21 protein-coding genes are annotated in these 26390 nt (G+C 62.3%); 9 read left to right on the top strand and 12 right to left on the bottom strand.

What is annotated here, in order from left to right; all coding sequences use genetic code 11:
• Positions 1-190 precede the first annotated feature (190 nt).
• Together ACTJLB_RS14555 and ACTJLB_RS14550 are read left to right on the top strand one after the other, a co-directional pair.
• The gene (locus tag ACTJLB_RS14555) at positions 191-2806 is read left to right on the top strand and encodes an MMPL family transporter (protein WP_088175465.1); all 2616 of its coding nucleotides are present in this window, start codon (positions 191-193) and stop codon (positions 2804-2806) included.
• Between the two features lie 2 nt (positions 2807-2808).
• A complete protein-coding gene (locus tag ACTJLB_RS14550) occupies positions 2809-3879 on the top strand; it encodes an MlaA family lipoprotein (protein ID WP_440783672.1) in 1071 nt (356 codons plus the stop codon).
• Positions 3880-3925: 46 nt separating this feature from the next.
• Here ACTJLB_RS14550 and ACTJLB_RS14545 read toward each other — a convergent pair whose 3' ends face one another.
• The 7 genes from ACTJLB_RS14545 to ACTJLB_RS14515 form a co-directional block, all read right to left on the bottom strand.
• On the bottom strand, positions 3926-4654 hold the full coding sequence (locus ACTJLB_RS14545) for a phosphorylase (protein ID WP_440783671.1): 729 nt from the start codon (positions 4652-4654) through the stop codon (positions 3926-3928).
• Positions 4655-4657: 3 nt separating this feature from the next.
• Entirely contained in the window at positions 4658-6718 is a 2061-nt protein-coding gene (shc, locus tag ACTJLB_RS14540) for a squalene--hopene cyclase (RefSeq protein WP_440783670.1), read from the bottom strand.
• Positions 6715-7983 (bottom strand): hydroxysqualene dehydroxylase HpnE, encoded by a 1269-nt coding sequence (gene hpnE, locus ACTJLB_RS14535; protein WP_440783669.1) that lies wholly within the window; start codon positions 7981-7983, stop codon positions 6715-6717. Before hpnE ends, shc begins: the two co-directional genes overlap by 4 nt.
• 4 nt (positions 7984-7987) lie before the next feature.
• Positions 7988-8836 (bottom strand): presqualene diphosphate synthase HpnD, encoded by an 849-nt coding sequence (gene hpnD, locus ACTJLB_RS14530; protein ID WP_088175460.1) that lies wholly within the window; start codon positions 8834-8836, stop codon positions 7988-7990.
• Positions 8837-9124: 288 nt separating this feature from the next.
• Entirely contained in the window at positions 9125-10063 is a 939-nt protein-coding gene (locus ACTJLB_RS14525) for a GGDEF domain-containing protein (protein WP_027779023.1), read from the bottom strand.
• On the bottom strand, positions 10060-10683 hold the full coding sequence (locus ACTJLB_RS14520; RefSeq protein ID WP_020068654.1) for a chemotaxis protein CheC: 624 nt from the start codon (positions 10681-10683) through the stop codon (positions 10060-10062). The genes ACTJLB_RS14525 and ACTJLB_RS14520 overlap by 4 nt, the downstream gene beginning before the upstream one ends.
• Positions 10676-11044: a response regulator gene (locus tag ACTJLB_RS14515; RefSeq protein ID WP_027779025.1), complete on the bottom strand. Its 369-nt coding sequence runs from the start codon at positions 11042-11044 to the stop codon at positions 10676-10678. The genes ACTJLB_RS14520 and ACTJLB_RS14515 overlap by 8 nt, the downstream gene beginning before the upstream one ends.
• A 661-nt stretch (positions 11045-11705) precedes the next feature.
• On the opposite strand from ACTJLB_RS14515, the gene ACTJLB_RS14510 reads away from it, so the two are divergent.
• Both ACTJLB_RS14510 and ACTJLB_RS14505 read left to right on the top strand, forming a co-directional pair.
• Entirely contained in the window at positions 11706-13988 is a 2283-nt protein-coding gene (locus ACTJLB_RS14510) for an ATP-binding protein (protein ID WP_440783668.1), read from the top strand.
• A gap of 242 nt (positions 13989-14230) precedes the next feature.
• Complete coding sequence (locus ACTJLB_RS14505) at positions 14231-15316, top strand: hypothetical protein (protein WP_440783667.1); 1086 nt, start codon at positions 14231-14233, stop codon at positions 15314-15316.
• An 86-nt stretch (positions 15317-15402) separates the two neighbouring features.
• Here the strand turns inward: ACTJLB_RS14505 and ACTJLB_RS14500 are convergent, their stop codons facing one another.
• Together ACTJLB_RS14500 and ACTJLB_RS14495 are read right to left on the bottom strand one after the other, a co-directional pair.
• On the bottom strand, positions 15403-15957 hold the full coding sequence (locus ACTJLB_RS14500; protein ID WP_440783666.1) for an NADPH-dependent FMN reductase: 555 nt from the start codon (positions 15955-15957) through the stop codon (positions 15403-15405).
• 568 nt (positions 15958-16525) lie between these two features.
• The gene (locus tag ACTJLB_RS14495) at positions 16526-16657 is read right to left on the bottom strand and encodes a hypothetical protein (protein WP_020068649.1); all 132 of its coding nucleotides are present in this window, start codon (positions 16655-16657) and stop codon (positions 16526-16528) included.
• Positions 16658-16961: 304 nt separating this feature from the next.
• On the opposite strand from ACTJLB_RS14495, the gene ACTJLB_RS14490 reads away from it, so the two are divergent.
• Positions 16962-17717, top strand: a complete 756-nt coding sequence (locus ACTJLB_RS14490; RefSeq protein ID WP_440783665.1) for an RNA polymerase factor sigma-70 — start codon at positions 16962-16964, stop codon at positions 17715-17717.
• On the top strand, positions 17698-17907 hold the full coding sequence (locus tag ACTJLB_RS14485) for a zf-HC2 domain-containing protein (RefSeq protein ID WP_440783664.1): 210 nt from the start codon (positions 17698-17700) through the stop codon (positions 17905-17907). The genes ACTJLB_RS14490 and ACTJLB_RS14485 overlap by 20 nt, the downstream gene beginning before the upstream one ends.
• Positions 17908-17976: 69 nt before the next feature.
• Here the strand turns inward: ACTJLB_RS14485 and ACTJLB_RS14480 are convergent, their stop codons facing one another.
• Together ACTJLB_RS14480 and arsC are read right to left on the bottom strand one after the other, a co-directional pair.
• On the bottom strand, positions 17977-18267 hold the full coding sequence (locus ACTJLB_RS14480; RefSeq protein WP_027804738.1) for a DUF1272 domain-containing protein: 291 nt from the start codon (positions 18265-18267) through the stop codon (positions 17977-17979).
• A 456-nt stretch (positions 18268-18723) separates the two neighbouring features.
• On the bottom strand, positions 18724-19107 hold the full coding sequence (arsC, locus tag ACTJLB_RS14475; RefSeq protein WP_440783663.1) for an arsenate reductase (glutaredoxin): 384 nt from the start codon (positions 19105-19107) through the stop codon (positions 18724-18726).
• Positions 19108-20170: 1063 nt separating this feature from the next.
• Here arsC and parA point away from each other — a divergent pair.
• Positions 20171-20833 carry a ParA family partition ATPase gene (parA, locus tag ACTJLB_RS14470; RefSeq protein WP_027779030.1) on the top strand — a complete coding sequence of 221 codons (663 nt, stop codon included), beginning with the start codon at positions 20171-20173 and terminating at the stop codon, positions 20831-20833.
• A 24-nt stretch (positions 20834-20857) separates the two neighbouring features.
• Positions 20858-21916, top strand: a complete 1059-nt coding sequence (locus ACTJLB_RS14465) for a ParB/RepB/Spo0J family partition protein (protein WP_440783662.1) — start codon at positions 20858-20860, stop codon at positions 21914-21916.
• Between the two features lie 81 nt (positions 21917-21997).
• Here the strand turns inward: ACTJLB_RS14465 and ACTJLB_RS14460 are convergent, their stop codons facing one another.
• Positions 21998-23344 carry a replication initiation protein gene (locus tag ACTJLB_RS14460; RefSeq protein WP_087751895.1) on the bottom strand — a complete coding sequence of 449 codons (1347 nt, stop codon included), beginning with the start codon at positions 23342-23344 and terminating at the stop codon, positions 21998-22000.
• A gap of 1810 nt (positions 23345-25154) precedes the next feature.
• On the opposite strand from ACTJLB_RS14460, the gene ACTJLB_RS14455 reads away from it, so the two are divergent.
• The gene (locus ACTJLB_RS14455; protein WP_310356310.1) at positions 25155-26360 is read left to right on the top strand and encodes a DNA-binding protein; all 1206 of its coding nucleotides are present in this window, start codon (positions 25155-25157) and stop codon (positions 26358-26360) included.
• Positions 26361-26390 lie beyond the last annotated feature (30 nt).

Raw genomic sequence — 26390 nt, 5'->3', positions numbered from 1 at the left:
TCGACCAGCAAGATCGGGGCGAAAGCTGGATAGACCAGTATAACGACATTGCGTTCCCGCCCTTTCATGTTGCGCCGGGAGCCGGTTTTGCTACGCGCATTGCTGCCGAATACGATCCGGATTGCTCCGGCTCTGTATACTTGTGCACTTTCGTCAAAATGCTACCCGTGATAAGGCCAAGTTCGCCTACATGCTGAAGTCATCTATTGTTCGCCTCGTCGCCTATTCGGTGCGCCATCCGTTGCGGATCATCGCACTGTCGATCGTGCTCGCCGTGTTGAGCGGGATCTATGTCGCGCATCACTTCAAGATCAACACCGACATCAGCCGCCTGATCGAAACCGACAAGGAATGGTCCACGCTCGAGCACGCGATGGACCAGGCCTTCCCTGATCGCGGCGAAACGGTGCTGGTCGTCGTGGAGGCGCGCGCGCCCGAGTTTGCCGACGCCGCAGCGAATGCGTTGACGGCGGCGCTCAAAGCCGAGCCGAAGGAATTCGTCGCGGTCTCGCAGCCCGCCGGCGGGCCGTTCTTCGAACATAACGGTCTGCTTTTCCCATCGACCGAAGAGGTCATGTCGACCACGTCGCAACTCGTGCAGTCGCGTCCGCTCGTGAACACGCTTGCGCATGACCCCAGCCTCACGGGACTTGCAGGCACGCTCACCACGAGCCTGCTGCTGCCGCTGCAGATCGGTCAGGTGAAACTCTCCGACATGAGCCGCCTGTTGTCGCAAAGCGCCAACACGCTGGACCTCGTACTGGCCGGCAAGCCCGCCGCTTTCTCGTGGCGCGCGTTCGTCGACAAAAGCGCAGCGACCAATCCGGCGCGTGCGTTCGTGGTCGTGCAGCCGGTCGTGAACTACGACGCGCTAGAGCCGGGGGCAACCGCGTCGCAGGCGATTCGCGATACGGCGGCTTCGCTGCATCTGGACTCGCGTTTTGGCGCCACCGTCCGTCTGACCGGCGAACAACCGCTCGCGGACGAAGAGTTCGCGTCAGTCAAAGACGGCGCGGTGCTCAACGGCATCGGCACGTTCGTCGTGGTGTTGATCATTCTGTGGCTCGCGCTGCGCTCTGGACGCATGATCGCCGCAGTCTTCATCACGCTGTTCGTTGGACTCGCAATCACCGCCGCGCTCGGCCTCATGATGGTCGGCGCGCTGAACATGATCTCGGTTGCGTTCATGGTGCTGTTCGTCGGGCTGGGCGTCGATTTCGGCGTGCAGTTCGGCGTCAAGTATCGCGAGGAGCGTAATCGCGACGACCGTCTCTCCGCCGCGCTTGCCCATACCGCGCACAGTATCGGCGTGCCGCTTACGCTCGCCGCGGTTGCGGTCGCGTTGAGCTTCTTCTCGTTCCTGCCGACCGCGTACCGCGGCGTGTCGGAGTTGGGTGAGATCGCCGGCGTTGGCATGTTCGTCGCGTATCTGACCAACATGACACTGCTGCCCGCGTTGCTGAAGATCTTCAACCCGCCGGGCGAAGCCGCGTCGCCGGGCTTCAAGCAACTGGCACCCGTCGACGACTTTCTCGCCCATCATCGCAAGCCCGTGCTGATCGGCACGCTGATCGTCGTGATCGGCGCAACGCCGTTGCTCACGCGTTTGCACTTCGACTTCAATCCGCTGCACCTGAAAGATCCGCATACCGAGTCGATGGCCACGCTGCTGTCGCTGAAGGATTCGCCCGAGGCCGCGGTGAACAACGTGCATGTGCTCGCGCCCTCGCTTGCCGACGCCGATCGCATGGCCGAGCGGTTGCGCGCGTTGCCCGAAGTGGGCCGCGTCACCACGCTGGACACCTTCGTTCCCGCGCAGCAGCAACAAAAGATGATGCTGATCGCAAGCGCCGCGCAGCAATTGCTGCCCGCGCTGCAACAGCAACCGGCGCCACAGGCCACGGACGCCGTGCGCGTCGCCGCGCTCAAGCGCGCGTCGAATCAACTTTCTCTCGCCGCCGAAGATCATCCGGGGCCAGGCGCCGCCGAAGCGCAACATCTGTCGGTCACGCTGCAAAAGCTCGCCGCAGCCGACTCCGCCACGCGCGACCGCGCGGAACACGCGATGTCGGAGCCTTTGCGCATCGCGCTCAAGCAGTTGGAGAACCTGCTGCAGCCGACCGAAATCACGCGGGACAATCTGCCGAAGGAAATCTCGAAGGGCTGGGTGTCGAAGGACGGCCGCGCCCTCGTCGACATTGCGCCGAAGGTGAAGCCGGGCGCCGATCCGAACGACGACGCCACGCTCGCCCGCTTCGCCCATGCTGTCAAAAAGGCCGAGCCCGGCGCGATTGGCGGCCCGATCTCAATCCTTCATTCCGCCGATACGATCATCAAGGCGTTCTTGCAGGCCGCGTGCTGGGCGCTGCTGTCCATCGCGATCCTGCTGTGGGTCGCGCTGCGGCGCGTTGGCGACATGCTGCGCACGCTGGTTCCGCTGCTTGTGTCGGCGCTCGTCACGCTCGAGTTGTGCGTGGTGTTCGGCATGCCGCTGAACTTCGCGAATATCATTGCGTTGCCGCTGATGCTCGGCGTCGGCGTGGCGTTCAAGATTTACTTCGTGATGGCGTGGCGCAACGGGCAGACCGGCCTGTTGCAGTCGAGCCTGACGCACGCGGTGCTGTTCAGCGCGGCGACGACGGCGACGGCGTTCGGCAGCCTCTGGCTATCGCACCATCCGGGGACGTCCAGCATGGGCCGCTTGCTGGCGCTGTCGCTGTTTTGCACGCTCATTGGTGCAGTGGTTTTCCAACCCGTGCTGATGGGCAAGCCGCGCCCACGTCGCGCGAAGCACAAAGGAATATAAGCATGAAACTGCGTACCACCGTGCTGGCGCTTGCTGCCACCGGCCTCATAACCGGCTGCGCAACCGGTCCCGACCGCAAGCCCGGCGACCCGTTCGAGCCGATGAACCGGGCGGTGTTCAATTTCAACGACGGCCTCGACCGCTATGTCGCGGTGCCCGTCGCGAAGGGCTATCAGAAGGTGACGCCGCAGCCGTTGCGCACGGCCGTCAGCAACTTCTTTTCCAACCTGGGTGACTTGACCAACGCCGCCAATGCGCTGCTGCAGTTGAAGATCACCGACGCGACCGAGGACCTCGTCCGTTTCGCGTTCAACTCCACGTTCGGTCTCGGCGGCCTGCTCGATTGGGCGACGCCGGCCGGCCTGCCCAAGCATCATCAGGATTTCGGCCTGACGCTTGGACACTGGGGCATTCCATCGGGACCGTATCTGGTCTTGCCGCTTTTCGGGCCGAGCACCGTGCGAGACAGCATGGGGCTGGTGGTGGACGTGAAGTTCAATCCCTTGAACTACATGGAGCCGGCGGTGCGCAATCCGCTGTACGTGCTGCAGTTCGTGAGCGTTCGCTCCGACCTGCTGGGTGCGACGGATCTTCTGCAGCAAGCGGCGCTGGATAAATACTCGTTCGTGCGGGACGCCTATACGCAGCAACGGCGGGCGCGTCTGCGCGGCACCGGCGACAATGCCGCGCCGCTGCCGGAATACGAGGATCAGGACGACTCAGGCGCTGCGGCGACTCCAGCGAAGGGCGCCGCGGCCGGCGCACCGGCGACGCTTCCGAACTACGCAGACCCGGGCGATACGGCGGACACGCCGGACGCGGCGTCTGGTACCGCTACGGGCGCACCGGCGGGCGTGCCGAATTACACGGATCCGGGTGAGTCGCCCGCGCCAGCAAGCGGCGCTGCGGGCTCAATGCCTGCGAGTGAAACGAGGGGGGCTAAGTCGGGGACAACCGCGACGCCGGCAACAGCGCCAGGTGCGGCTTCAGCGCCCAGTACGGGCACGGCTGTCCCGACCACGTCTGCACCTGCTGGTAGTCAGCAACCGGCTTCAGCGCCGGCTGCACAATAGGATCGGCGTACGCCCGCCCAAGGCGTGCGTCGACGCTGCTGAACCGCTAGGCCAACTTCAGCAAGGCCTCAGCCGCACCCAGCGCTTGGCGGGCCTGCACCAGCGAAACGCGCGCCGCACGCGCGTCGATCGCCACCTGAATGAGCGCGCCGATCTGTGACGGTTGCCGCATCAGCTCGCGCAGGATCGGCGCAAGCGCGGTGCTGCCGTCATCGCGCAACCCGGCGGTCGCCGCCGACGGCAACGTACGCCACGCAGGATCCACAATCGCACGGCACACGGCGAACGGCAGCCCGCGGGCGGCGGCCATTGCGCCAGCCAGATGGGATTCCATGTCCACAGCCAATGCACCCGTCGAGCGATGCAGCGCACGCTTGTCGTCGGCGGACATGAGGGGCGCCGCTACCGAGGCCATTGAACCGCGCCGCAAGCGTGACGCGAGCGGTCCTGTCGCCAGCGCGGCGGCAAGCCTGTTCGTCCAGGCCGGATCGGTGGGAATGCGGCCAAACGGACCTTCGACGGCGTCGGCAACAATGAGCGCGCCCGGCTGCAAATCCGGCGCCAGGCCGCCCGCCGTACCGAAGCTGACGATCCCCGAGCAACCGCGCGCGACCGCTGCGTTCAGCGCGCGTTCCAGCAGATCGGCGCGTGCCGCATAGACCACTTCGACGCCTTGGCCCCGCGCAATTCGCGCTTCGAAGGCCATGCCCGTTACGACGATGACAGGCGAGCTGTTGCCGTCGGCATCGGCGGACGGCGCTGTTGGGCGAAGCATCCGTTACATCCCGACGGCAACGCGCGTGAGCCCGTTGCGCTTCAGGTGACGGAAACGCGCCAGCGCCCAGAGCGGAAAAAACTTGCGATAGCCGTGATAGCGCAGATAAAACACGCGCGGGAAACCGGTGGCGGTGAAACGCGTTTCGTCCCACAAGCCGTGCGCGCGTTGTTCACGCTGCAAATAGTCGATGCCGCGCGCAACCGCCTCGTGATTCACTTCGCCCGCCGCCATCAGGCCCATCAACGCCCATGCCGTTTGCGAAGCCGTGCTCGGCGCCCGTTCGTAACCGTGGTAGTCGAGCTTGTAGCTCTCGCCGGCTTCGCCCCAACCGCCGTCTTCGTTCTGGATCGACAGCAGCCACTGTGCGGCGCGTTTGATGCGCGGGTCGTCGTGCGAAATGCCGGCCGCGTTCAGCGAACACAGCGCGGTCCACGTACCGTAGATGTAGTTCAAACCCCAGCGGCCGTACCAGCTGCCGTCGGGCTCCTGTTCCTTCAACATATAGTCGAGCGCACGCTGCGCCGGTTCGCTGTTTTGCGGCAACTCGCCGAGTTGCGCGAGCATCGACAGGCAGCGACCCGACACGTCTGCCGTCGGCGGATCGAGCAGCGCGCCGTGATCGGAGAACGGAATGTTGTTCAGGTAATACTGAGTGTTCTCCGGCTCGAACGCGCCCCAGCCGCCGTCGCTACTCTGCATGCCGACGACCCATTCCCGCGCGCGCGCAATCGCCTCGCTATCGACACTCGACTGCGTCAGCGCGGCCGAGCGATGCATTGCCATCGCGACCACCGCTGTATCGTCGACGTCCGGGTAATACGCGTTGTTGTACTGGAAGGCCCAGCCGCCCGGCCGCACGTTCGGCCGGCGCGAGATCCAGTCGCCGCGCACGTCGAGAATCTGCAGCGGACGCAGCCATGCAAGGCCGCGTTCTGCTGCCTGCTCCGCACGCGCTTCGCCCGTTTCGAGCAACGCGTGCGCGGCAAGCGACGTGTCCCACACCGGCGACAAACAGGGCTGACAATATGCTTCGTCATCCTTGATAACGAGCAGCTTTTCGATCGACTGACGCGCAATTGCGCGGTTCGGATGGTCGGCGGGATAACCGAGCACGTCGTACATCATCACCGAATTGGCCATGGCCGGGAAAATCGCGCCCAAGCCGTCTTCCCCGTTCAGCCGCTGATCGACAAAGGCCACTGCCTCGCGGACCGCTCGCTGGCGCGTCGCTTTCGGAAACAGACCGTCGACCGCGCGCAGCACCGTATCCACGACCCGGAAAAAGCGGAACCAGCCGACATGTTGATGCGGCGCCCGCTGCGGCATGCCGGTGTTCACGGGCGCGCCGCGGAACAATTCGTCGATGCGCACGCGGCGCGGATTGCGCGCGAGCGGCCGCTTCGCATTTAGCACGAGCAGCGGCACGATTACGGTCCGGGCCCAGTACGACACCTTCGACAGATGGAACGGAAACCACATGGGCAGCAGCGTGATTTCCACGGGCATCATCGGCACCGCGCGCCACGACACCACGCCGAACAAGGCCAGCAGGATCCGCGTGAAGACGTTCACCGCCTCCGCGCCGCCGTGGGCCAGAATTGCCTCGCGTGCGCGAACCATGTGCTCGGCGTCGACGGGGTCGCCGATCATCTTCAGCGCGAAGTACGCCTTCACGCTCGCGCTGACGTCGAGCGCGCCGTCGGTGAAGAGCGGCCAGCCGCCGTCGGCCAGCTGGATGCGGCGCAAATAGCGCGCGATTTTCTGCTCCAGCTCCACGTTCGGCGTTTCGCCAAGGTAATGGACCAGCAGCACGTATTCGGCGGGAATCGTCGCATCCGCTTCGAGTTCGTAGACCCAGTGGCCGTCGGGCTTTTGCGCGGCGAGGATCGCCTCGGTTGCGCGCGTGATCGAGGTGTCGAGCGAAGCGGCGAAACCCGCAGATTCTGCAGACGCGGTAGACGCGTGGGCCGCATCGCTCGCAACGGAAGGCGCGCTTCGCGCTTCGTCGGCGTATTCGGGCATGACGGCACCCCGCATGTGGGCTTGAGATAAATCGTTCATCGGCGTTCCATCGGTTGATTCAGCAACGTATCCGCGGCCTTCTGGCCTGAGCGGATCGCGCCTTCAATCGTCGCGGGCAGGCCGGTAGCCGTCCAGTCCCCCGCGAGCATCAGATTATTCCAGCGAGTGCGCGTGCCGGGACGCAGCGTTTCCTGCTCCGGCGACGCGGCAAAAGTCGCCCGTTCGTCGACGACGATCTGCCAGGCCGGCATGGGCGCGGCGGGCAGATTGGCCGCCTGAGCCACCTCGGCCCATAAGCGCGCCGCCAGCTCTTCGCGCGGCGTGTCGACAACATTGCCGACGCCATAAACCGTTGCGGACAGACGTCCGTCGGACGCGAACAGCCATTGCGCGGTGCCGTTCAGCAGACCGGTGACGGGCGGCAAGCCGAACGGCGGTTCCACGGCGAAATACGCGCTGAGCGTCGCGGCAAAGCGGGCCGGCGCCCGCAGGCCAGGGACAAGCGTCTGCGCGACGTCCGGCGGCACGGCGAGAATCACAGCCTGGTTGACGTCCAGCGCGACGCTCTGTTCGGCGAAATCGAGCGCCTCTACGCGGCTCGTGTTCGCCGCAAACCGGATTTTTTCGAGCCGCGAGCCGATCGCGATCGTCGCGCCGCCATGCTGCAACAATCGCAACGCCGGATCGACGAAAGCGCTGCTCAAACCGTTCCGCGCGATGAGCGGCCGGCACGCGAGGCCGCCCGCCATCAACGTCTCGCGCACCATTGCCCCAGTCAGCGCCGCCGACGCGTCGCGCGGCTCGGCGTTGAGCATTGCGCGAAACAACGGAGCCAGCAGGCGGTCCCACAGTGGGCCATTGCTGCGCATGGTTTGCGCGACGGTGCGACCGGGCTTGGCGAAAAGCAGCGGCACGAGACTCAGATAGTCGCTCGGGCCGGTGTTCGGTACACGCGCGTTCTGATCGAAGATCCACCAGGGCAGCCGTCCGGACGACAGGCGCACGGTCCAGCGCGCGTGAGTGGCGAGATCCACGAACGGGAATTCCGGCAACGCCGGTCCCGTCAGTTCGTCCACGGCGCCGATAGCACGCGCGTAATTCAGCGTCGCCGCGTTGCCCGACATCATCAGGTGATGGCCGCTGTCGATCGTTGCGCCCAGCTTGGCGTCGTAGTACGAACGGCACCGGCCGCCCGCCTGTTGCGCCGCTTCGTGTAGAACGACTCGCGCGCCGCGCCGCTGCAACTGCACTGCGGCGGCCAGGCCGGCGAGGCCCGCGCCGACCACATGTACGAGTCTCGGCATCGGCTCAGAAGAGCGCGTAACGCGCGACGATCCACAGCATGCGCAGCTTCGGCTTGCTGACCTTCGTGCGCGGAATGTCGAAGCCGCGTTCGAGTGTGCGTTCCAGCAGCAAGCGGTACACGCCCGACATGATGCGCGGTGCGCGCACCTGGTTGCGCGGCTCGCGGTCCATGATCGCGTCGGACGCGGCGAAATGCTCTTTCGCGCGTTCGGCGAGCGTTGCGCAGACGCGCGGCAGCGACGGATCGTCGGCGATCTGCGAGGGATTCTTTACCGCGATGCCTTCTCGGGCCAGCAACTCATGCGGCAGATAGCAACGGTTGATACCTGCGTCTTCGTCGATGTCGCGCAGAATGTTCGTCAGCTGAAGCGCGCGGCCGAGATGGTGCGCCAGCAAACGGCCCGGCTCCTCCTGCATCCCGAATATCCTCACCGATAGACGGCCCGCCGCGCTCGCGACCCGGTCGCAGTACAGGTCGAGCGTAGCCTCGTCGGGGGCGCAGATGTCTGCGGCCGCATCCATCGCCATGCCGTCGATCATTGCGTGAAAATCCTCGCGCTGCAGATGGAACGTGTGGATGTGCCGCGTCAGCGCGCGCAACGAGGCGCGCGGCGAGCCGGTATAGCACGCGTCGATGTCGGCGCGCCAGCGCTCGAGCGCCGCGGCGCGGTCGGCGCGCGGCATGTCGCTGTCGGCGATATCGTCGACAGCGCGGCAGAAAGCGTAGACCTGATACATCGCGTCGCGCTGCGCGGCCGGCAGGATGCGCATTGCGAGATAAAACGAACTGCCGGACGTGGCGGCAGCGGCGTCGATTTCAGTATCGTCCACGACAAGATTGGATACAGCCAAGACGATCTCCGCAGGAGGGCGCCCGCTGAAAGGCGTACAGGAATTTTTATGCCTCGCCGCAGGGCGGGAGGCCCGCGCGCGCGGACACGCGCGAAACACACGGCTGGGATGCCGGAAACGGCGAAAAGTATAACAACGTTTGTCCGACGACGCAGTTTCCACAGAGCAATGACCGACACAACCCGCTGTGACCGGCGAGCCCGGTGCGACGTGCGGCGCGTGATGCCGCGGGCAGAACCGGCCTTTTAGCGCAACCGGGCGCTACGAACGAACCTCAATCGCCGCCATTTACGTCAACGCGACGCAGCGATTGCGGCCTTGCCGCTTCGCGCTGTAGAGCGCCGCATCGGCCTCGTTGATCAGCACGTCATACGCGGGCGAGCCGGCACGCGCGGCCGCGCCGCCCACGCTCGCCGTAACGGGCACGCTCGTGCCCTGCACCTCGACCGGCGTGTCGGCAATCGTGCGGCGGATTTTTTCGGCGACGCGCATGGCGTCCTCCAGCGGCGTGCACGGCAGCAGCAACGCGAATTCTTCGCCGCCGAAACGCCCGAACGTGTCCTGCGCCCGCACGACCCCGGCAACGCGCTGCGCCATCACGCGCAAAACGGTATCGCCGACGCCGTGACCGAACTGGTCGTTGATCTTCTTGAAGTGGTCGAGATCGAACAGCAGCACCGACATGTCGCCGCCATAGCGCTGCCAGCGCGTGTATTCGTCGAGCAGCCGCGCCTCGAAGAAGCGGCGGTTGGCAATGCCGGTCAGTCCGTCACGGTCCGCGTACTCCTGCAGCTTGGCGACAGCCTCCTCGCGCTCTCGCTGCACGATGCTCACATGGGTCACGTCGGAGATGGTCACGCAAACGGCCACCACCTCCCGATCGCGTGTGAGCGGCATGAACGTGACGTCCTGCTGCATGTAATCGACCCCGCCCGTGATCGGCCGGTCGTGGTCGAACTTGAACAGATACGGGCGCTGTTCCCACGAACTGAACGCGAAGCTACCCAGCTGAAAGACACTTTCGATCTTGCGCGACAGCCACACTCGCGGCAGTTCCGGAAACTGCGTGAACAGCGACTTGCCGACCACCTGCTCCGCGGACAGCCCGCTGTGGTCCTGCATGAAGCGGTTCCACATCAACACGTTCATGTCGCGGTCGAGCACGAAGATGCCGAAGCCCACCCGCTCGACGACCAGATCGCTCAACGACTCGGTAGGCGCGCTCATAGGCTGGACAATAACGCGTCGAGCGCGTCGCTCATGTGACGGATGGACTCTTCCGCCATCAACATCACGAGATGCGCGCGGAAGCTCTGGTCTTCCAGCGCGAAATTGACTTCGACGAGCAATGCAACTTCCCATTGCAACACGCCGGGCTGAAACACTTCGTCGAGCGTCAAGGCGTCGCCCAGCAGGCCGGGCGCGGAAAACACCGGCGTGCGGCCGAGCTGGTCGAGAATGCACGACACGCACGCGCCGGTGAGCACGTTGGCCACGTCGAACATCAGTTCTTTCTGGCTCACAGCTTCGTAAGCGGAGCGCGAATACGGGTCGCTGACCAGCGCGCACAAGTCCTCCACGCTGTCGCTGCGGCAAATCACCAGCGCCTCGCCCTTGATGTCGGAACGAAAGCCCTGGCGTACCGCGCTGACCCGGTCTTCAATACCGGTCATCTCCCGCAGCGCCTGCGCGGCCTCGCTGACGGCCACCACCCTCACGCGCGGCACCGATAATTCGATAAACGAATCGAGCAGCCGCGCGAGACGTGTCGCGGCTTGACCCATCGCCAGATTGGCGACCTCTTGCAGCGCGTCGCGCTGATCTTCGGTGAGGACTGGCTCAGACATACAACCCGTACTCCTTGAGGATGGGCAGTACCGCCTCCGGCGTCACGGGCTTGGCGATGAACGCCGCGGCGCCGAGCGTGCGTACGCGCGCCTGGGCCATCGGCTGAATATCGGCCGAGACGACGATGACGAAGGTGTTCAGATCCTCATGCTGCAGCGCCTCGAGTACCTGATAGCCGTTCATTTCCGGCATGGTCAGGTCGAGGAACATCACCGAGGCTTTCCCTTGACGATACAGAGCGAGGGCTTCGCGCCCGTTCGACGCGTACGACACATCGACGTCCCAGTCCGGCGGCAATGCCTTGGTGAGCACCTTGCGGGCAAGCAATGAATCATCGGCGATCACGATTGGCAAAGGCATGGCGGGTCGAAAGACGGAATAAGCTCGTACGGGTTAACGGCGGATAGCGGAATTCCTTTAGGGCGGAGTCTGGCAAGCCGCGAACTGTGCGTTGCCTCGGTGGAAGGCTGCTTGCGGCCGCGCGGGGAGGTGGCGCGGCGACGCGCGTCTGGCGAAACCATGGCGCGCGCAAGGCTGCGTGCGCTGGACGACGGTTATGACCGGCATGTGAGCCTACCCCGTAGATGAGGCGCGGCTGGTTGGATCGGCTGGTCCCGTGCCGCGCGCTTGTTTTCCGCGAACGCCGGCACTCACGCGTAAACGCATGATCCGATGCCCTCGCGGCGTATGCGTCCGAACATAGCGGACGCACTTTTTCTCATTGCGTCGATTCTCAAAGCAAACCAGTCGAAATGCAATACACGGTATTTTCGTCCTGATAACAATATCTTCCTTACACGGGCGTTATTTGAAAAAATACGCCCCGCATAATAATCGTTTCAATCCCGTTTATACTTTTGTGTACGTTTGCGCTTCTCGATTCTTCACTGTTTTAAAAGGGCAATGAATAGGTGTCGAAATGTCTGGGGCCCTCAATTACGGTAACTTCTACCGCCATTCTGCGACTATGCTTCTCGTATCCGCCGTGCCTCCCAGCCCCGAAGACCTGAGCGCTTAACAAATGACCCAAAACCGGTTCGACCCGCATCGAGCGAGCCGCCTTTCCGCTGATGGGCAGGACGAGGCCGTGTTTCCTGCGGTGCCGGAGCAGAACTTCCAGATCCGGCGAATGACGTTGATCGCGCTGCTGGTCGCCGCGATCGTGCTGCCATGCCTCTACGTCGCGATCATGGCGTTCAGCGACCTGCGAACCCGCGAAGCCGATGCCACCAATATGACGCTGCGCACCGTGCGAGTCGCTGAGGAGCATGCGCTGAAGGTCTTCGACATGAACGAGACGCTCGACACGCGCATCGTCGATCTGACGGAAGGCCTGGACGACGACGGCATTCGCGCGCGCGAGGCCGCCATCCACCGGAAAGTGCGGACAATGGGCGGCGGCTATCCGCAAGTGGCCGCCGTGTCGATTTTCGGCCGCGACGGCGCGCTTCTCGTGAGTAGCCGCGTTTATCCGGCACCCCCGGTTTCCATCGGCGAGCGCGAGGATTTCGTCGGCCTTCGCGACGGCCACGACCTCGAACACGTGTCGAAGGTGATGACGGGGCATGTCGCCGGCGAACAGGTGTTCAACACCGGCGTCGAACGGCGCGCGCCCGGCGGCACTTTCGCCGGCGTGGTGTCGGTCGCTCTGCGCCCGAGCTATTTCGACGCGTTCTATCGCGAACTGCTCGGCGGCAACGACGGCGCGCCGATGACCATGAGCCTTGTGCGCTCCGACGGCGCGGTCCTCGCACACTATCCGCGTCGCCCGCGCGAACCGGCGGCCGTCGCGCCAGATTCGCCGTTCGCCGAGGCCATGAACCAGGGACGCCGCGCCGGCGTCGCGCGCATGCGCTCGAATCTCGACGGCGACAACATGATCGTCGCGTTCCGGCACGTCGGCTCGTATCCGGTCTACGTCATGTGCGGATATCGTGCATCGGCGATGTGGGCCGCCTGGTATCGGCACCTGGCCGTGTTGATCCTGTCGATATTCACGCCGTCCGTCGCGCTATGGTGCGTGATCTGGCTGTCACTGCGGAGGCTCAGCGCCGAGGAAGAGGCATGGGAACGCTGGCAGGCGGAAGCGTCGATGCGCCGTTCGATCGAATCCGCGTACCGGCAGTCGCGCAAGATGGAAGCGCTCGGCACGCTGGTGGGCAGCGTCGCACACGACTTCAACAATCTGCTCATGATTCTTGCCGCCAACGTGCAGATCGCACGGCGGCGCGGCGCGCCCGGGCTGGACCGGGAATTGTCAGCCATGGAGCGGGCGCTGAAGAGCGGCCAGTCGCTCACGCGGCAGTTGCTGGGCGTCGCGCGCAAGCAGCCGCTGCGCAATGAAACCGTCGCGCTCGAACGTTGGCTGCCCGCATGCCGCGACTTGCTGCGCGCGTCGCTCGGCGCCAAGGTTTCGCTGGTGATGGACATCGGCGCCGGCGTCTGGCCGATGCGCGTGGACGTTGCCGAGCTCGAGCTCGCGCTCATCAACATCGCCGTCAATGCGCGCGACGCCATGCCCAACGGCGGGCGCTTCACCGTGCGTGCGACCAACATCACGTTCCGTCACGAAGATGGCTTTCCGCTGACAGGCGACTTCGTCCAGGTGTCGCTTGAGGACACCGGTGCGGGGATGGCGCCCGAGGTGCTCGCGCGCGCTTTCGAGCCGCTCTTTACGACCAAGGCAAAGGGCATGGGCACGGGACTCGGCCTGCCGCAGGTGTTTGCCTTCTGCGAGCGATCTGGCGGGCTTGCGGCAATCGACAGCGCGGTGGGTGCCGGCACTTCGGTACGGCTGTATCTGCCGCGCGCGCCGGAAGAGTCGGCCGTCGACGCGCCGGTCGAAACGGACGCAGAGCACCAGGGCGCGCTGCACGGGCTGCGCATCCTGCTCGTCGAGGACAACGAGGAAGTGGCGGCAGGTACCGAAGCGTTGTTGCAGATGATGGGCCAACAGGTCACATGCGTGTTCAATGCGGACATGGCGCTGCGTCTGTTGCGCGACGCTTACGCGCAGCGGGCGCGCACTGGCGAGCCGGTGCCGTTCGAACTCGTGCTGTCCGACATTCATATGCCGGGCGCCCTTAACGGCATCGATCTGGCCGAGGCGATCAGAACGCTCGATGTCACGCTGCCCGTGATTCTCGTCACCGGTTATGCGGAAGAACTCGATCGGGCACGGCATGTGAACGTGCGCGTGCTCTCCAAACCCTTCGATATCGCGCTGCTCGAAAGTCTTCTGCAGGGCATCCAGCGCGAACTCGTCCAGACCGGGCTCGATCCGGCCACGCATCACGCGCAATAGGATCGACCGCAGGCAGCGGCTCTCAGGCGCTCGCGTCCCCGTTTTCTGCTCAATTTGCGCGGGATTGTAAAAAGCGCGGCGGGCACGCTGCCGCGTCGTCGACGAGAAGCGCTTCGCGCAGCCCAGCGGGGCGGGCCGTGTGGCGCATGAATCAAGACTCCGGCATGAAGGTTGCGGCACCTGTTGGATAGCCGGGATGGCGCGCGCTGCGCTATCCGTCCTACCCAAAACGGGAGACAGCCATGCGACATACCGTGATTGGTTTGTTTAATACCTATCCTGAGGCCGAAACCGCTCGGGAGACACTAGTACAGACCGGTTTCGCACGCGAGACAATCGAGTTGCAGGCCAACGCCGAACCGTCAGTCGGCTCCGCAACCGCCGAGGTCGCGGGTTCGGGAGTGCTCGCAAACATAGAGCGCTTCCTGTCGAGCCTCTTTGCCAGCGGTCCACGGGCGCCGGAGACCGCGCGTTACACCGAAGCCGTGCGGCGCGGGGCCGTGCTCGTCGTAATCGACGCTGCCAGCGAATCGCACGCGGAACTCGCTCGCAACACGCTGACGCGGCTCGGCGCGACCGATATCGGCGAGCGTTCGCCGGACTGGAGCACGCAGTCGACGACAGAGAATGCCCGCGAGCATTCGTTACTCGACGAACTGGGAATCGGTGCGGTCACGCCGGGAACACCGCGCGGCCCCGAACCAGGAATGACGACTTCGACGGTCCGTGAAACGCCGGCATCCGTCAGAACAGAGACATCAACGCCGGGCGGCGTCGGAACAGCTGCGTCGCCTGGTTTCACTGGTTCTACGACGGCTGATCCGCTGTACACGACCTCGCCTCGCAGCACCGACGCCGAGCCGTTCGTTCCGCCGCCGCTCACCGGAAGCCGCGCGGCCGATCCCGTGAACGAGCCTCTGCCGGATCCGCTCGCGGCCGACGCGGGACGTAGTGCGATTGCGGCCGGTTCCGCGCCGGGCTCGGGCGCCGTGATGCAGCCGTCCGAAGTGGTTTCCGGATCGGCCCAACCGACGGCCGGGCTGAGCGGCCAGATTCCGAACGAATATCTCGAGTACGAAGAAGATTTCCGTACGCATTACGACGAGCAGTACGCCGCCGACGACGCGCGCTACGAAGACTACGTTCCGGCCTACCGCTACGGTGCGGAAATCGGCAAGGACGTGCGTTATCGGGACAGGGCGTGGGACGACGTCGAGCCGGAAGCACGGCGCCATTGGGAGACGACGTCGCCCGACAGCACCTGGGAGCGCTTCAAGCTTGCCGTGCGTCACGGGTGGGAGCGCGTGACCGGGCATCACCACGTGTAAGCGCAAAAACGCGCATAGCGGTAGCGGCGGCGCACCGGGAGGTGCGGCGGCGCCACCGCCTTCAGGACGGTCGGAGCTACACAGTGTCAGGCAGCGGTATGCCGCTTGACCCACGTAACGTAGCGGTCGACGAAAGTCTGCAGGAACTTGCGCGTCCCTTCGTTCAGAATTTCGCCCTTCTCATTGATGACCGCGGGATCGTGCTTGATGAACACCTCGGGCTGACCGAGCACCGCGACGTCGAGATAAGCCAGCACATTGCGCAGATGTTGCTGCGCGAGGGCTGAGCCGGTCGCGCCGACCGAGGTGCCGATAACCGCACCCGGTTTATTACCCCATGAATTAGTGCCCCACGGACGCGAGCCCCAGTCGAGTGCGTTCTTCAGTACGCCCGGAATCGAGCGGTTGTATTCCGGCGTGACGAACAGCAGGCCATCGGCGGCCTCGATCCGCTGTTTGAGTTGCTTGCCCGCTTCGGGATAATCCGCGTCGTAGTCCTGGCTGTAGAGCGGCAGCGAGCCGATGTCGATGAACTCGAATGTAAAGTCGGACGGCGCCAACGAGACGACCGCTTGCGCCAACTGACGGTTGAACGACTCGCGACGCAAACTGCCGACGACAACTGCAATGTGTAGGGCCATGATTCGCTTCCTTGAATAAGGCGCTCGACGCGCAAAGGGTACGGACTGTCATCATAGGCAAAAAGCCGGGCGCAGGGCGTCGGCCCGCACCGCTTTGGACAAAGTGGCGGAAAAGTACGGCGGTTTTACGCTGGCGCGGTGGATAACGCGGCAGGTGCAAAAGTTATCCACAGTTTTACTGAATAACCTTGTGGATAAGTGCTACTTTTGCCTTGTCAATCAAGCCTGCCTCCGGCCTACGCTATTTGGAGGCAGCGGCAGTTTTTCGGTGATCAGTCGTGAGTGGTGACGGTGTGCGGTTAATCGCACGTTCGAGCAGCCGTGGCGTGGATTCGGCTGTGACCGCGCTGGTGGAAAACGCGTGGTCAGAGCGCAGGGAGGTGCGGGTGGCGTAGGCAGCGGCGTGGATTTGGAACGGGCATCCGGCCCGTGATTGGTTTCGTTCTGACGTTGCTACGAAAAAAGGGCGCCCATCTGGGCGCCCTTTTTCGCTTCGGACAGTTCGTCTCCGCGATTTCCGCGGTCAGCCGCTGGTGCCTGCATGGGTGCAGGCGGCCCGGAGCGGAGCTTAGTTGCCGAAAAACACGTTGCAGTACGACGCCGGGCCATTGCATTGTGCCGGGGCAGCAGCCTCGGCTGCGCCGGAAGCGGCGGCGAACAAAGCGACGGAAGCGATCAGGGCGGACAGAATGCGTTTCATGGTGCTACTCCTCGTGGTGTTTGGCTGGCGATCTGATGCGATCGATGGCCGAAGAATAGCGATTCAGTGCCCCCCTAAAAATGGGCTAGATGGGAAGACTTCTTTTCACTAACTGAAATAATGCAAATGCAACGAATGCTTCGCTGACTCATCCCGTGACTGGCGTGCCTTTGGCGGGAGAGGAACGCCAGGTGCACGGGCCACGAACGATAATTTCGTTTTTCGCAATAGTCGATTTCTGTTTGTCACAAGATGCCCGCCCCGCGCGACTAACGCCCACAAATCCCCGCGTTGGAGACCGCGTATGTCCAATATCAATTCGCTTGCGCCGCAAGCTGCGGCAGAATGGCGCTCGTGCCAGAACCCCGTGCGAGACAAACTCTCCGTTTATGAGCGACAACCATTCAGACGACCGCGCGCACGCTTCGCGGCGCGTGCAGCGGAGCCTACCGTGACGCAGGCGAGCGCCGGGACCCTCGGCGACCCTGTTTATCTGGCTCAACTGCGTCGCGACCTCGTGCGCTTCGCCCGTTTGCAATTGCGCGATGCCGCGGCTGCCGAAGATGCTGTCCAGGAAGCGCTCGCCGCAGCCTGGACGCAAGCCGACCGGTTTGTCGGACAGTCGGAACATAAGACGTGGGTGTTCGGCATCCTGCGGCACAAGCTCGTGGATACGCTGCGTGCCCGGCAACGCACTGTGAACCTCTCCGCCCTCGAGTCAGAACTCGATGGCGAAGCGCTACTCGATCGCGAGTTGTTCAAGGACAACGGTCACTGGTCGCAACAGACCAAGCCGCGCCCGTGGCCGACGCCCGAAACGGCGCTGCGTCAGCAGCAATTCTGGGCGTTCTTCGAGGCGTGCCTGGAGCACCTGCCCGAGCATATTGGGCGCGTTTTCATGATGCGCGAATTTCTCGACCTCGACACCGATGCGATCTGCGCGGAACTGCAACTGACGGCCAACCATTGCAGCGTGCTGATTTATCGCGCGCGTCTTCGCTTGCGCACCTGTCTGAGCGAGAAAGGCTTATCCAGCGAGGATGCAAATGGGGAAATGTAAGCACATCACCCGGCTGCTGTCCGACGCGTTAGACCGTCCGTTGACGACTGGCGAATGGGTTGCCATCCGGCTGCATCTGCCGACTTGCAGCGGCTGCCGCAACTATCGCAAACAGATTCGTCTGCTGCGTGACGCCGCTCATACCATGAGCGGCATCTCGACGTCGGACGGGATGAACGGCGACGATTGATGCTGCATGCCGGTGGGCTTGCGGTGTTTGCCGTATTGCTCCTGGCGGCGACGCGATATGCCCGAAACGTCACCGTTCGCTGGGTGGCGTCGTGCGATAGCGCTCGAGGAATTCGGAGTGCGAGGCTTCGTCAATAGCAACGGCGGTTCTCTCGCTACGAGCCGGGTGCTTTGCTAACTGAGCCCGCGTGCGGATCGGTCGATGTGCGAAATTTCCGCCGCAGTTAGGGCATACGTTGCGCAAAGTCGTCAGCGCGCACACTTCGCAGAAAGTGCATTCGTAGGTGCAGATCATCGCGTCGGACGCATTCGGCGGCAGCGACTTTCCACATCCTTCACAAGATGGGCGCAGTTCAAGCATTCGGACTCCGTTTTTGTGTTCGGGGAACCGCTCGCGCGGGGTGTGACGCGTCTGTTCCTGCTGCGCTAGCGTAGATCGTGTCGTGTATCAGGAAGGGACAGGTCTGCGTTAATTACTGCCAGTGTGATGATTTTGTTGGGCGCGTCGCAGTCTGTGGACGGTTGCGCGACGCACGGCGCGATTCCCTACGTCGGTTGGACGGAGTCGACGCCAGGGCGTTGGCTTATTTCCACCGACGTCGACTCACAGCCTCGATGAAACTGTCATTGCATTTAGTTGATGCCGGTGCAACGGATGCGAATGTTCGTCGGTGCGAGCCTGTTGCCCGAACGCAGGGGACCGCTGACAGCGGTGAGGTGAAGTGCGAATCATGCCAATGCAGTTGCGCAAGAATATAGCGCTGGTCGCCGGCGCCTCACCTTCAGAGCACATTGCGTAGGAGCTATGCCTTGCACTTCATTGCTGCGCTCCGGTGTGATGCTCGACGAACAAGCTCGCCACATTCTCCGGTGGACGGCCGATCACAGCACGCCCGTTTCGCACGACGATCGGTCGTTGCAGGAGTATCGGATGCGCAGCTAATGCTTCGTATAACTGAGCGTCGCTTAACGTGGGCTCAGATAGGCCTAGTGCCTCGTATTCGGACTCGGTGTCGCGGATCATCGCGCGCACCGGACAAGCCAGCTGCATGTTCAGCTGCTGCAATTGAGCGACGGTGAGCGGATGATCCAGATATTCGATGACTTCAACAATCTCTTTGCCGTCGTTATACCTGCTGGTAATCAGATCGCAGGTCGCACGGGATTTGGAGCAGCGAGGGTTGTGGTAGATGGTGATCATGACGCGTTTGGTGGTTAAGAGGAGAGAGGCTGGTACGTCGGGGACGTTGTTGTCGGATTTTATCCGCTATCGGCGGATGGCTTTGTTGCTGGTCTGCCGTGCCACGATGCCGTCCGCCGCTGCCTTGGCGGATGACTGACGGCGGGCGTGGTTGCCATGTTGACGGTGGAGCTTGGTCGCCATGTCGTGTGTTAGGAAGGCGCGTTGTGTCTCAGTTGCCTGCGAAGCGGCAGGTTGTTGACGCGAATGCCTTCGATGCGCACGGCCCGTCGCACGGCTAGAGCGGGGATTGAGCGGCAGCTTTATTGGCAGTTTCCAAAGCGGCGACCGAACCGTTCTGCCAAGGCAGCGCACCGATTTGCTCTCCGTCGGCCCTTCTAATCGGGGCGGAGGAGACAGCAACTTTATGCGCATAAAGCCAGCGAAGTTGGTCCGGCTGAGCTTCCCGCAACCGCGGCGCGGGAACGCCTGGACGGCGGGGTTTGTGCCCGTCCTCCAATCACCCGTCCTCTTAGCAACCCGCGATTGCCCGAGGTCAGTATTGCCACCATGTGGCCGAAGTCGCGATCCACTTGCCAACGTGAAGCAGCGAACAAAAATGAGCTGGCTAGAGGCAACGGTGGTTTATGCGCATAAACCGGTGGACCGCATATCGCCGACGAGCAGGCAGGGGCTCGTGATCCAATCGACATCGCGTTCCAACTAGGTCAGCGCATCGGACTAAGAAGCGGGGCGTGCCCACTCTGCTCGGCCGTCAATCCATGAGGCGCAATAAAGTTGCCGGGGTAGCCGCCGCGACGCGACTGGCATTACGCCAAACTGACCCGCTCACAAGCGCCGATCATCCGCCCGGCTACGCATGTGCACCTATGTCTCCGCCACGCCTGACTTCACGTCACGTCACGTCACGTCACGTCACCGCACGGCACGGCACGGCACGGCAATCATCTTTATGCGCATAAACCTGGCTGAACGGCTAATTCCATCGCGATTCAAAAGAAACGATTGAAATACGAATTCTTCCAGGTAAAATCCATCTGCGCTTAAAAAAGAGAGGTGAACATTGGCAGCTGAAATCATCGCGGTAACTCAGCAAAAAGGTGGAGTCGGGAAGAGCACAATCGCGATGCACCTCGGGGCGGCTTTTCACGAGAAAGGAAAGCGAGTCCTGGTCGTGGATGCCGACGGTCAGAACACATTGATCCACTGGGCCAGCGCATCCTCCGACGGTGACACCGGCATACCGTTCCCCGTCGTCAATCTTTCCGAAGCCGGCAGCCAGATTCACCGTGAGATCAAGAAGTTCGTTGGCGACTACGACATCATCGTCGTCGACTGCCCACCTTCCATTACGGAAAAAGTCTCGGGCGTCGTTCTGCTCGCGGCGAGCGTTGCGGTGATCCCGACGTCGTCGTCGCCCGCCGATTATTGGTCGAGCATTGGCTTAGTCAAACTCGTCCAGCAAGCGCAGGTCATGAACGAAGACCTGCGCGCAGTTTTCCTGCTCAACAAGACGGAAGAAAAGCGCATGCTGACGCGCGAGCTCAAGCGTGCGTTAGAAGAGCTCGGATTTCCTCTCCTCAAGACCCAGATTCCTACCCGCGAAGCCTACAAGCAAGCAATGGCATTGGGTCAAACAGTGCTACAGATGAGCGATCGCGGCGCCAAGCTCGCCGCCATCGAAGTACGGGCGTGCGCGAATGAGATCGCCGCCTTGCTCCCGTAAATTTATGCGCATAAAGGACCCTGAATGAAACCCTCCCAATTTGCCAAAGGCTTTCAAGCACGTCCTGATACGACCAGTAGCGAGAAGCGAACGGCGTTAGATCGACTGAACGCGATTGATGGGCTGGTCAAAAACAATGCCTCGAAAGCCCCCGACGGTTCCGTGCGACCGCTTCCGGGCATAGTCCCGCAAACCGATTCGGGCCTCGACAACGTTGATGCCGAAAACGAGTCCGCCGCCTACCGTGCATGGAGAATTGAACACGGATATCGCCCGGGTCAGGTCATCGAGCTTGCGCTGAAAACGATCAAGCCGAGCCCCTTCAATCCGCGGCACTTCTACGTGAAGTCATCGATTGCCGAACTCGCCGTGAATCTGGCGAAGCAAGGGCAACAGCAGGCGATCCACGTCATTCCTGACTATGACAATCCCGGCACCTACTTCGTCAGCGACGGCGGTAGACGTGTGCGGGCGTTGAAGGAAGCAAACAAGGAATCAGTGAAGGCGATCGTTATCGATCTGCCAATTGGAATTCAGAGCTACAAGCTCGGCTACGATCTCAACGTCCAGCGAGATTCGCAGACAGTCTTCGACAATGCGGTGGTCTGGAAACGCTTTCTGGACGACCGCCATTTCCAAAGTCAGAAGGAACTGGCTGAGCATCTTGGTTTGGACGAGTCGACGGTGGCCGTGGCGTTGTCGATTGCCAAGTTACCCGAAGCAGTCATGCATGAGATGGTTGCGCGGCCTGACCGTTTCGGTTCCAACATGGCGTATCAGGTAGGCCGCTATCACGCGGCTCGCGGTGCCGACGCGACGCTGCGTCTGATCAACAAGATACTCTCTGACGACCTCAGCACGCGGCAGGTCGCCGACATCGTCAAGGGCAGAGCGACTGCACACGAAAGCACCAAGCCGGCGGGTCGCCAGCGCTATTCGCAGCGGCTCGAAGTAAAGCTCGATGGGGTGTCGGTCGGCGACCTGAAGACCTACGGAGAAGACCGCATCGAATTGCGCCTGAAGGGTCTCACGCGTGAAAAACGTGACGACATTCTTCGACAGATCGAAAAGATGTTGAAGTAATAGTCGCTCAATAAGCGGTCTGGCGGCGGCCGCCGTCAGATGCGCCGCCGCGTCCAGAATTGCCGGCAGCGTGCCGACTGATCAAGCAGCGCGCGACTGACTAAGTGTGAAAGCGAGCAGATCGCCGTCGGTCGGCTCGCCCCACGTCTTGCGAGCCAGCCAATCGAAGAACGCCGTCTCGACGATCTTCGAGTCGAGTCCCCGGCGACGCCAGTCGTCGCGCATATGGGCGCCGAGCCCCGGCAACTCTTCTTCCTCGAACGACTGCCGTGCGATGTCCCGTTCGGACTCACCCTGCTCGTCGTAGAGCTCGCGTGCCTCCCTGCGACGATACGCGGAATACTCGCCCAACAGGCGCGCCTTCAGATCGTCCGCGGGAGCCGCGACGGCCTTAGCGCTACCACCAGATGCCACGGTCTCGACAGGCGGTGCGTATCCTTTCTTCAGTGCGTCCTTGAACAACGCCGGCGCACTGCGTACCGGCGGCAGCGACGTGCTACGCATGCGTTGCTCGGTCATCTGCAAAGCCGCACGGATGCGATTTTCCTCGCTGTCCGCGTAAAGCGTTTGCGCCTCTTTCAGCGGAATGCCGATCTTGACCATCCGATCCACGAGCGTGCTGTCGAACACGTTCGGATGCTCGTCGAGAGCCAGCATCGGCTGCTTGCGCTCGGTCACGCGAAACTGGATTTCGGCGACACGCCGGCCCTCGCGGTGTTCGATCAGCTCCACGAAGATATTTGTGACTGCGTTCACCTCGGCGATTGCCGGTCGCAAATAATCGCGCTTGAAGTATTTGTATTCGCGCTTTGCTTCATCGCCCGCTTCCGTGTCCGGCGTGCCGGACAGGATAGGGCGCCACCACTCCCACGACTCGCGCATCGTCAGATGGCTTGGATTGGTCAGATAGCGCACGCAGATTTCGTACAGCGCGAGGCCGGCGCTGCTGCGCAACTGGCTTTGGAACTGCAGGCTCAGACGCGCATACTGAACCGGATCGAGCAGCTTCTTCTTGATCTTCGGGGCGAACGAAAATTCCACCCAGACCCGGCGCGTGGTCGGATCCTCGAGAATTTCCGCGTCTGCGATCAGCGTGGAGATGCCCCACTTCCGGCCCGGCTTCTGACTGGACGTGCCAGTGCTCCATTCGACCTGAACCGAAACCATCCGGCGCAGGTGCTCTTTGACGAGAGCGGTGTCGTTGGAATCAAACGCAGAGTTGGCGACGATGTCCGACAGTAACGCGCGATAGGTATCGCCCGATTCGTCGGCTTGCTGCGCGACAGCGAGCAGCACATTGAACAGCTTGCGCGTCAGCAGCGTGATTTTGCCGCTCTTCGGCTGAATAGCGATTGCCTCGACGGCCTTGCGCAATTCCGCCGAGCTGGGGCTGACTACATCGGTTTTCTTGGCGCGCTTCGTGGCCATGCGTATGGTCAAGGAGGGATTTGGCGAGAGCATACCGACTGTGGTGATACCCGTCTATAGCGTGATTCTCACCATTGCGGGTGAAGCGAGTTTACGCGACGCGACTCACCTCCGCAGACTCCCGAAAACTCTCACCTTTCTCTTTCGGCGCCAGGTTCGGCAATCCTTTTAGTGTCGCGGGCTGCGGAAAATCGGGAGGTTTGGAGCGTCGGCTCGACGGCGAGCGCGATATCCCGAACCTCCTCACCTCAAAATTTTTTTCGCCCTTTTACCTTAACGTGCATGCAGGTCACAAGGGCTGTGATCCCCTCGCCATATAGAGAGACCGGGGTGTGCGTGACCATGTGCGTTGGGCATCTTCGACAGAATTGCCGCGCAGAGGGGCCGAAATAGCGTCGTCAATCGCAACCCGCTTCACGAGTCCCCGAAAAAGCTCACCTTAGGATCGGTTCAATGCTCCAAACGGCGCGGCTTCCCCCGTGTCGAAGCGATAAAAGTGCTTCAAAATCGTCCCGAAAAGCCTCACCTTGGAATGCGGCGCCATGTTCGCAAGTCTTCCAGATGCACCTCCCGAAAAGCCTCACCTTTGCGGGAATATCGATATTTATGCTTTATTTTCAACAGGTTATGTCGAACAAAAATGGGTTCAACGTTGAACTTTGCCGGCGTAGCGGCTCCCGTAAAATCTCACCTTTAGGCCAGATTGCAATTTCCCTCGATGTGCAGTGGTGGCCTGGACGCTCCCGAAAACTCTCACCGTCGGCATCCCAACGCCACCGCTCAACTACCGGCCAAAGTCCGCAGGTAGGACTTTTCCAGCCGATGAGCCGCCTGTTGCCCCCGAATTCCCTCACCTTTACCGTTGAAACCGCCCGAAACGCGCCCCGAAAACTCTCACCTTTCACGTCATCCCGGTCGACTTTGGAGATGATTGGGCGCCATGGCGACCAACTCCCGGATTCGCTCACCTTTGCATCGCCGCTGCCTGGCAATTTCACTGTCATGCGGAAAAACATGCGCCGGAAGCGGGAACAGCTCCCGCAAAAGCTCACCTTGGGCTTCAAATGCCTAAAATAAAGGCAAAACGGCCAGCTAAGCCCCGTAAAGCCTCACCTTTCATCTGCGTTTTCTCCCGTCTTCGCTCACCACGAGCTTTTTTGCGGCTCGAACAGGGTCAAAAAGAGGGCGTCGCAACCCTCCCGAAAGTGCTCACCTCGATCCTGACGGCTTCACGAGTCGCGGGCGAGGCCTGCCGGGCGCTCCCGGCCGAAGCGCTCCCGCAAAAACTCACCTTGGCCTGACGTCTCATTCAGTGGGGTCCCCTGAACCCGCTCACGATACATCCCGGACCTGCTCACCACGCCTCCCGAACCCCATCACTCCCGATTCCCGCATAACCTCACCAACTCTCCCGGAAAGCTTCACCTTGCTGCTCGGAAAGCCCCGCCAGGCAAGGCTTTGCTTTGGCGTTAACGTTTTTAACTTGGGTTCAAGGTGTTTACTTTTATTACTCTCTAGCCAAAAACACGAGAGCTCTCGGATAGAAACAATCGTCGATTGCTTGTAGTGATGCGTATCGTGAAACAGTGCGCTATCAAACTACGGCTAACAAACCGTCTTTGTTTACAATAAGTTATGCGTGGTTCTTAGTTTTGTTTCACGAAGAATTGCTGCACGCGTGACTCTATGTCTGCAAAATAAGCCCTCCTCGACTAAGAACAGCCTCCACACAGTCCAACCTCACAAAAACGTATCGTTTGCTACGTAAATTGTTATTATTCGTCCAGTCAGCACAACAGTGGGCCCAAATATGAACGTGGACGACGAACGTCAAGCCATCCGCGAAGAGCTTGACGCCATGCGATCTCGCGGCAGCCGCCGCCAGGAATTGTCGCTACATGCATGCAAGCGACTATTTTTCGATCTGGGCATACGGCCGTCCATGGCAGCCGTACGTGATCTCACTCAGACGGGCAGCGCGAGCGATATACCAAAGGACATCGACCACTTCTGGGAACGCATTCGTAATGTGTCGCGCGTCAAAGTCGGCGCGGGTGCCATCCCGAAAGCTCTGGAAGAGCGCGCCGGCGAATTGCTAGGCGCGCTTTTCGAAGAAGCCGTCGCCCACGCGCGCACCACATTGGACGCCGAGCGGGAAGAGTCGCGCTCGCAAATTGCCGCGGCGGAACAGCGCGCACGCGAGGCGGAAATCCGTCGCGACGCCTCGGAAGATGCAATCAAGCGCAGTGAACAACGGGCGGAAGCTGCATGGGAACGCGTTCGCGCGCTGGAGGCGGAGTTGTCCACCGTCACTATGCACGGCACTGCCCACCATGAAGGTCTGCAAACAACGGTGCGCCGGCTCGAACACGAAAACGAAACGCTCCGCCAACGCCTGGACACGGAACAGGCCACGAACGCGACGCTGCGCGATCGCATCGACGCGCTTCATGTGGAATTGCGCCAAAGCACCGAACACTACGCGCAGCAGATCAAAGATGCCGTCGCGGAGGCCGAGCGCCGGGTGAAGCCGATGCTTGTCGAACTGGATTCGCTGCGCAGCATGGCCGCGACCTATCAGTCCGGCGTGCGCGACGCGAGTCGGAAGGAATTCGAGTTCATTCAGCAACTTGCGGCAGCGAAGGCACGGGGCGACCGGCTCGACGCGCAACTGCGCGAGCAGTCGGACGAGGTCGACGCGCTGACAAAAGAACTTGCGGCTTTGCGCGGCCAGCAGGGCATCGACCCGGAAATCGGCAGTTTGCTGTGCTCGCTAGTTGAAGGCGGCCGGCTCTCGAGCGATGAATTGCGAACTATTGGAACCGCAGCGGACGGCCACGTGCGCTTGCCGCTGCGCTGCCCGAAGTGCGACGAAGGTGAGCCCGAACTCTCGCAGGTCGATCACCGGTTCGAACTGCAGTGTCCGGAATGCGAGCATTCTTCGGGGCTCGGCGATTCGCGACTGGAAGCGGTAAGCCGATTCTTATCCAGCAACTCGCTTTCTGCACAGGCATGAAGCGAAGGCGCCGCCTACGTCAAAGGTGAG

Source organism: Paraburkholderia sp. 22098 (assembly GCF_052045935.1).
Lineage (GTDB): Bacteria > Pseudomonadota > Gammaproteobacteria > Burkholderiales > Burkholderiaceae > Paraburkholderia > Paraburkholderia caledonica.
This window is presented reverse-complemented; position numbering and strand designations above follow the sequence as displayed.

What these genes read in the sequence shown, in the direction of transcription:
- ACTJLB_RS14490 (WP_440783665.1), top strand. Translation starts at nt 16,962, where the DNA reads ATGTCCAATATCAATTCGCTTGCGCCGCAAGCTGCGGCAGAATGGCGC.
- arsC (WP_440783663.1), bottom strand. Translation starts at nt 19,107, where the DNA reads ATGATCACCATCTACCACAACCCTCGCTGCTCCAAATCCCGTGCGACC.
- hpnE (WP_440783669.1), bottom strand. Translation starts at nt 7,983, where the DNA reads ATGCCGAGACTCGTACATGTGGTCGGCGCGGGCCTCGCCGGCCTGGCC.
- ACTJLB_RS14460 (WP_087751895.1), bottom strand. Translation starts at nt 23,344, where the DNA reads ATGGCCACGAAGCGCGCCAAGAAAACCGATGTAGTCAGCCCCAGCTCG.
- ACTJLB_RS14480 (WP_027804738.1), bottom strand. Translation starts at nt 18,267, where the DNA reads ATGCTTGAACTGCGCCCATCTTGTGAAGGATGTGGAAAGTCGCTGCCG.
- ACTJLB_RS14520 (WP_020068654.1), bottom strand. Translation starts at nt 10,683, where the DNA reads ATGTCTGAGCCAGTCCTCACCGAAGATCAGCGCGACGCGCTGCAAGAG.
- ACTJLB_RS14455 (WP_310356310.1), top strand. Translation starts at nt 25,155, where the DNA reads ATGAACGTGGACGACGAACGTCAAGCCATCCGCGAAGAGCTTGACGCC.
- ACTJLB_RS14505 (WP_440783667.1), top strand. Translation starts at nt 14,231, where the DNA reads ATGCGACATACCGTGATTGGTTTGTTTAATACCTATCCTGAGGCCGAA.
- ACTJLB_RS14495 (WP_020068649.1), bottom strand. Translation starts at nt 16,657, where the DNA reads ATGAAACGCATTCTGTCCGCCCTGATCGCTTCCGTCGCTTTGTTCGCC.
- ACTJLB_RS14485 (WP_440783664.1), top strand. Translation starts at nt 17,698, where the DNA reads ATGCAAATGGGGAAATGTAAGCACATCACCCGGCTGCTGTCCGACGCG.
- ACTJLB_RS14510 (WP_440783668.1), top strand. Translation starts at nt 11,706, where the DNA reads ATGACCCAAAACCGGTTCGACCCGCATCGAGCGAGCCGCCTTTCCGCT.
- shc (WP_440783670.1), bottom strand. Translation starts at nt 6,718, where the DNA reads ATGAACGATTTATCTCAAGCCCACATGCGGGGTGCCGTCATGCCCGAA.
- ACTJLB_RS14465 (WP_440783662.1), top strand. Translation starts at nt 20,858, where the DNA reads ATGAAACCCTCCCAATTTGCCAAAGGCTTTCAAGCACGTCCTGATACG.
- ACTJLB_RS14525 (WP_027779023.1), bottom strand. Translation starts at nt 10,063, where the DNA reads ATGAGCGCGCCTACCGAGTCGTTGAGCGATCTGGTCGTCGAGCGGGTG.
- ACTJLB_RS14555 (WP_088175465.1), top strand. Translation starts at nt 191, where the DNA reads ATGCTGAAGTCATCTATTGTTCGCCTCGTCGCCTATTCGGTGCGCCAT.
- ACTJLB_RS14500 (WP_440783666.1), bottom strand. Translation starts at nt 15,957, where the DNA reads ATGGCCCTACACATTGCAGTTGTCGTCGGCAGTTTGCGTCGCGAGTCG.
- ACTJLB_RS14545 (WP_440783671.1), bottom strand. Translation starts at nt 4,654, where the DNA reads ATGCTTCGCCCAACAGCGCCGTCCGCCGATGCCGACGGCAACAGCTCG.
- ACTJLB_RS14550 (WP_440783672.1), top strand. Translation starts at nt 2,809, where the DNA reads ATGAAACTGCGTACCACCGTGCTGGCGCTTGCTGCCACCGGCCTCATA.
- ACTJLB_RS14515 (WP_027779025.1), bottom strand. Translation starts at nt 11,044, where the DNA reads ATGCCTTTGCCAATCGTGATCGCCGATGATTCATTGCTTGCCCGCAAG.